This window comes from Streptomyces sp. WAC04114 (assembly GCF_019733245.1).
GTDB classification, from domain to species: Bacteria; Actinomycetota; Actinomycetes; order Streptomycetales; family Streptomycetaceae; genus Streptomyces; species Streptomyces massasporeus_A.
Map to the genome: position 1 here is coordinate 1 of NZ_JAIGQA010000284.1, position 6,025 is coordinate 6,025.

Annotated in this window: 6 protein-coding genes; 3 read left to right on the forward strand and 3 right to left on the reverse strand. The window is 72.6% G+C overall.

Annotated features, from left to right (window positions below):
• Positions 1-92: 92 nt before the first annotated feature.
• Positions 93-938, reverse strand: coding sequence for a GntR family transcriptional regulator (locus tag K4G64_RS37775; RefSeq protein WP_221760386.1), 846 nt, complete (start codon positions 936-938; stop codon positions 93-95).
• Positions 939-1,114: 176 nt separating this feature from the next.
• Between K4G64_RS37775 and K4G64_RS37780 the strand changes: the two genes are divergently transcribed.
• Positions 1,115-1,966 carry a (2Fe-2S)-binding protein gene (locus K4G64_RS37780; RefSeq protein WP_221760387.1) on the forward strand — a complete coding sequence of 284 codons (852 nt, stop codon included), beginning with the start codon at positions 1,115-1,117 and terminating at the stop codon, positions 1,964-1,966.
• A 305-nt stretch (positions 1,967-2,271) separates the two neighbouring features.
• Entirely contained in the window at positions 2,272-3,312 is a 1,041-nt protein-coding gene (locus K4G64_RS37785; RefSeq protein ID WP_221760388.1) for a DUF2637 domain-containing protein, read from the forward strand.
• Between the two features lie 57 nt (positions 3,313-3,369).
• On the opposite strand, the gene K4G64_RS37790 is transcribed toward K4G64_RS37785, so the two are convergent.
• Together K4G64_RS37790 and K4G64_RS37795 are read right to left on the reverse strand one after the other, a co-directional pair.
• Entirely contained in the window at positions 3,370-3,852 is a 483-nt protein-coding gene (locus K4G64_RS37790) for an ATP-binding protein (protein ID WP_260461529.1), read from the reverse strand.
• 425 nt (positions 3,853-4,277) lie between these two features.
• Positions 4,278-4,901, reverse strand: a complete 624-nt coding sequence (locus tag K4G64_RS37795) for a hypothetical protein (RefSeq protein ID WP_221760390.1) — start codon at positions 4,899-4,901, stop codon at positions 4,278-4,280.
• A gap of 268 nt (positions 4,902-5,169) precedes the next feature.
• On the opposite strand from K4G64_RS37795, the gene K4G64_RS41235 reads away from it, so the two are divergent.
• On the forward strand, positions 5,170-6,025 hold an 856-nt coding region (locus K4G64_RS41235; protein ID WP_308122597.1), incomplete at its 3' end, for a helix-turn-helix domain-containing protein.

A 6,025-nucleotide genomic window follows, 5' to 3' on the forward strand; every position in this document is an offset into this window, starting at 1 on the left:
AGGTCCATCGCGCCGTTCCGAGGACGGACACCCCCCGGCGCGGCCCCGACCCACCCTCCAGGCGAAGGCGAAGGCGAAGGCGAAGGCACCACTCAGCCGGCAGCAGCCGCCCCCGCGAAGTGCTCCCCCACCAGCGCCCGCACCACATCCAGGTCTCGTGCCACCAACGCGTCCAGCAACGCCGTGTGCTCGTGCGCGTCCGCCACCAGGTCGGCCCGCCCCCGGACCCCCGGCCCACCCCCGACCAGCGGCCACTGCGCCCTGCGGTGCAGGTCCTCCGCGATCTGCACCAGCTGCTCGTTGCCCGAGAGGGACAGCACGGCCCGGTGGAACCCCCGGTCGGACTCCGCGTAGGTCGCGCGACAGCCGGAGGACGCCGCGCGGACCGTCGCCTCGGCGAGAGGCCGCAGTTCGGCCCAGCGCTCGGCGGGCACGGTACGGGCCAGCCGCAGCATCACCGGGACCTCGATCAGCGCCCGGACCTCGGCCAGCTCCGCCAGTTCCCGCACGCCCCGCTCGACCACCCGGAACCCACGGTTCGGCACGACCTCGACGGCCCCCTCGAGGGCCAGTTGCTGCATGGCCTCCCGGACCGGCGTCGCCGAGACCCCGAACCGCTCGCCCAGCACGGGCGCCGAGTACACCTCACCGGGCCGTAGATCCCCCGCCACCAGCGCGGCCCGCAGCGCGTCCAGAATCTGCCCCCGCACGGAGGCCCGCTGCACGACCGGCCGAGCCCGCGGAACGACCGGAACAACCGGAACAACCGGAACGGGCGGCTCACTGTGTGTGTGCTCCCCCCGCACCGCCCCTGCCTGCTGAGGCACCCGCGCTTGCGCGGCCGGTACCCCCGACCCGGACGGCACACGCGCCCCGGTCCGACCCACCGCCGCCCACGCAGCCCCCGTCTCCGCGGAGCCCTGCACTCCCTGCCTCACAGGTCCTCCTCCGGACGTATCGGTACTTGGGGTCATTACGGCGGGTTGTTACTCGTCCGTCAAGCACCATAAGCGCCCCGGCCCCCAGTTCAAATCCCCGTTCAATTTCCGGAGATCTTGAGTAAGGTTAGGCTTACCTTCAAGAGCCCCGTTTCACCCGACGGATCGGTGATCACATGCCTGCGCCCGTTTCGGCCGTCTCCGGCGCCTACGCCCGCCTGGCCGAGGTCCTCCCGGGCCTGGCGGTCACCGAACTGGACGCCGACGCCGAGACCCCGCAAGGCGGCGGCTGGACCACGGCCGCCGACCTCGCGGCCGCGGGCCCCGCCCTCGACCGCTTCCTCGCGTGGGACGTGGACCAGATCGAACGGGACTACGGCCGGCAGGCCCGCCCCGACGTCGTCGCCACCTTCGGCCTGCACCGCTACGCCTGGCCCGCCTGTCTCCTGATCACCGTGCCGTGGTTCCTGCACCGCCGCGTCCCCCGCTACCCCGTGACACACGTCTCGTACGACCGCACCGCCCCGGGCCACGCCCTCGGACGGATAGCCGTCCGCCCCGCCGGCTTCGCCTGCCTGCCCGGCGACGAGGCGGCCGCGCTGCCCGGCGCCCGCGTCGTCCCCGACGAGGAGGCGCTGCGGGCGGAGGTGCGGTCGGCGGTCGCCGAGCACCTGGAGCCGGTCCTGACCGGCTTCGGCCCCCGGATGCGGCGTCGCGGACGCGCCCTGTGGGGCATGGCGACCGACGAGATCGTCGAAGGAGTCTGGTACATCGCCCAGCTGCTCGGCGAGATCGAGGAGCGGCGCGCGATGCGCGAGCTGGAGCTGCTCCTGCCGGGCGCGACCAAGCCGTACGTCGGCACGGCGGCGTTCCGCGAGCTGGCCGGCCCCGGCGGCGAGCCGCTGCTCACCCGGGACCGCGCGAGCTGCTGCATGTTCTACACACTCCGCCCCGAGGACACCTGCGCCACCTGCCCGCGCACCTGCGACACGGACCGCGTCACCAAGCTTCTGGCAACGGCCAGTTGAGCTTCCGCGGGGCCGGATCAGCCCCCGCCGTCCCGTAAGATCATCACGGAACCGGACACCCGCACGCCCACAGGCGATTCACATCATCCTCACGCGTCACGGGAACTTTCCGGGGAACCACTCGTACGGGTAGTCTTGTTCGAACTCAACTCCCGCCCCTCAAGCGGCAGTTCGAGCAGAACGCCGCCCTGGGCATTCCCTTGCACTTCCTTGGCGGCCTCTTGCCCCGAAACCCCCTGAGGGCCGATGGGATTGGGCCACTATGGCGGGCGTTACGCCCTATCCCAATGCAAGGGACCACCCAGATGAGACTGACCGACATATCGCTGAACTGGCTGCTTCCGGGCGCCGTGCTTCTCCTGGGCATGCTGGCGGCGGTGGCGGTGCTCGCGCGCGGCAAGCGCTCCTCGGTCAAGGACACGAGCGCGGACGACTCCTGGGAGCGCAGCGAGGAACGCCGCAGACGCAAGGAAGCCATCTACGGCACCCTCTCTTACCTCCTCCTCTTCTGCTGTGCGGCCGTCGCCGCCCTGCTCTCCTTCCACGGCCTGGTCGGCTTCGGCGAGCAGAACCTCGGGCTCTCCGGCGGCTGGCAGTACCTCGTCCCGTTCGGCCTGGACGGTGCGGCGATGTTCTGCTCCGTCCTCGCGGTGCGCGAGGCCAGCCACGGTGACGCGGCGCTCGGCTCCCGGATACTGGTCTGGACGTTCGCCTTCGCAGCGGCCTGGTTCAACTGGGTGCACGCGCCCCGGGGCATCGGTCACGCGGGTGCCCCCCACTTCTTCGCGGGCATGTCCCTGTCGGCGGCGGTCCTGTTCGACCGCGCGCTGAAGCAGACCCGCCGGGCCGCCCTGCGGGAGCAGGGCCTGGTGCCGCGCCCGCTGCCGCAGATCCGTATGGTGCGCTGGTTGCGGGCCCCGAGGGAGACCTACCGCGCCTGGTCGCTGATGCTCCTCGAGGGTGTGCGCAGCCTGGACGAGGCCGTCGACGAGGTGCGCGAGGACCGGCGCAAGAAGGAAGAGACCCGGCAGCGGCGGCGCGACCAGCAGCGTGTGGAGCGGGCGCAGCTGAAGGCGATCAGCCGCGGTCACCGCGGCCACTTCGGCCGGGGTGGCGGACGCCAGCTGGAGGTGCAGGTGGAGCGCGGCTCCTCGCAGGTCACCGCGGAGCCTGCCATATCGGCGCCGGAGCCCCTGCCCGTGCGCTCGCGTCCCTCCCTTCAGCCGGTGCGCAAAGGAGCTGACCCCGTGACCGTCGACCTCACCGCGGAGGACGACACCATGGCGCTGCCGCGGCTGGACTCCCTGGAGCGCAAGCTCAAGGACCTTGAGCAGCAGTTCGGTTAGCCGGGCGGGAGCAACACAGCGAGGGGGCGTGGCCTGCGGGCCGCGCCCCCTCGGCGTTCACGCCGCCTCCGCCTCCAGCTCGAACCAGACGGCCTTGCCCACGCCGTGCGGCCGGACCCCCCAGGAGTCGGCGAGGGACTGCACCAGGAGCAGGCCCCTGCCGTTCGTACCGTCGTCGGCGACGGGTACGCGCAGCCGGGGCCTGCGGGCCACGAAGTCCCGTACCTCCACCCGCAGTCCGTGGGGCCCGACGGTCGCCGTCAGGACCGCGTCGTGGTCGGTGTGGACGATCGCGTTGGTGACGAGTTCGCTGGTGAGCAGTTCCGCCACGTCCGACTGCCCGTACTTCCCCCACTGTCCGAGCAGTTCCCGCAGGGCCCTGCGGGCTTCCGGGACGGCCCGCAGGTCCGCCCGCCCGAGTCTGCGCCTCAACTGCGGTGCCGGATCCTGCTCCGTGATGTCGTCGGCCCCGTGTTCCACCGTCTTCGTCGAGTAGCTCCCGATCGCTATGGGACCGCCTCGTCGTGCCTGCCTCTCCATGACCCCCGCCCGCGCGCCGATGTCGGTTCCCCTCCTGCTCGAACACGTTCACGGGGATCCATGCCCCAACGGGAACGCGGCAGTCATGTCGAATTGTCAACGACCGGGTGTTCGGCCACCGGAACGGGACGGGCGGCCCGGGCGGTGGGCCGCCGAGCGGTACGACGGTGAGGGAGAGGGGGACAAGAGGGTAGCCGGTCGGCGTCCCCGGGTGGATCCTGACCGCCGGAGATCGGACGATGGGCCGATGGCCGGCTGCCGATCCCTGCGTACACGAGGAAGGCCTGGGGCGACGGGCGCCCGTGCGCGGCGCTGCGGTGAAGTTGGCCGAAGTACGACGGTCTTGACATCCACCGGGACCGGTACCGGGCCGCCCTCCCCACCCCCGTGGCGGGAGGACGGCCCGGGTCTTCCGTCGGGCGCGGTCAGTACAGCTTGTTGACGGCGGCGGTGGTGGTCTTCTTGAAGGCCGCCACGGGGGCGTCGCCGAAGTCGCCCATCTGGCCCCACTGCACGACGGTGACGGTCCTGCCGTCCCGCCCGACGGACAGCAGCGAGATGTCCGTGGCACCCCAGGACGTCTCGGTGTGCAGGCCGCGGACGCGGGCGCCCTCCTCGACCGGCAGGGTGCCGTAGTCGCGGCCCTCGGCCTCGACGTCGGGGTCGTTCTGCTCGATGCGGTCGGCGCAGGTGCGGATCAGGTCGTCGTAGTGCTTCGCCAGGGCTTTGGCCAGGGCGGGCGTGTCCGCCACGACGGTCAGCTGCACGGCGCCGGTGTCCAGGTCGGTCCGGAACTCCCGGTACCGGTAGTCGTAGGAGGGCACGCCCTCCGTGCTCACGCAGAAGCCGAGTCCCTCCGGGAACCCTTCGGTGACCGGGCCGGCCGTCCAGGCCGAGGTCGGGTGCGGCGGAAGCTGGGACGCCGACAGGAACTTGGGAGCGGCGGCCTTCGGCGCGGCACCGGCGGCCGGTGCCGTGAGGACGGTGCCCGCCGCGAGGGCGGCGACGGTGAGTGCGGTGAGCGCGCTCGCTCGGAAGTGCTTGGGCATGGGTGTTCCCCCGTGGATGAGTGCGTGGATGAATGCGTGGATGAATACTGAACGAAGGCATGGTTGCCGGATGCCGCCGTGAGGCCGGCTGGTCGGCCCGGCCCTGCTCGGTGCGACACCAAAAGCATCAGCGGTCACACCGGGCCGGCGCAACAGCCCGCATCCGATCCGGCACGGTGGAACCATCCCAGCCCGTCTGACGTGCAGGTATATGGGGTGCCTGGGATGCCGTTCCGGGCCGGTTCGGACCTACGAGGACGGGGGAACGGTGTCGGCACAGGACGACGTCGACGACGTCGCGGAGTTCGCGGCGCTGCTGAGGACGCTGAAGGAGCGCACGGACCGCAGCTACGGCTCGCTGGCCCGGCGTCTGGGCATGAACACCTCGACCCTGCACCGCTACTGCGCGGGCGAGGCGGTCCCGCTCGACTTCGCGCCGGTGGAGCGCTTCGCCGCCCTGTGCGGGGCGTCCCCGGAGGAACGTCTGGGACTGCACCGCCGCTGGCTCCTGGCGGTGGCGGCGCGGCAGCGGCCCCGGACGGCGGGTACGGCCGGTACGGCTCTTACGGCGCAGGGGGGCGAGGTCGTCGCCGGGGCGGAAGAACCGGCACAAGCACCGGACACCGCCGTCGGCCTGACGGGCGGTCCGGTATGCGCCACGGCGAGCGGCCCGGCATCCGACCCGGCGAACGAGCCGGTGCCCGACCCGGCGAACGCCCCGGCATCCGAGCCGGTGAACGAGCCGGTGAGCGACCCCGCGAACGGCCCGGCATCCGACCCGGCGAACGCCCCGGTGAACGACCCTGCGGAAGGCCCTGCGGAAGGCCCTGCGGAAGGCCCACCGCTCCCCCGCCGCCCCTGGTACCGCCGCCGACGCGTCGCGGTCGGACTGGCCGCCGTCTGTGTGGTGCTCGCGGCACTCGGGAGCCTCGCCGCCCTGCGGGACGGGCGGCGTACGCCGGCCGGTGACCGGGCCGGCTCGGCCGGCCCGGTCACCTCCGCCATGACGGAGACCAAGGCGCCGGACCGACGAGGCGCCTCCCCCACTCCGAGCGGCGGCTCCCCGGCTCCCCGGCGGTCCTCTCCCTCCGCCACCCCGAAGCAGCTGAAGCCCTCCCCGTCGC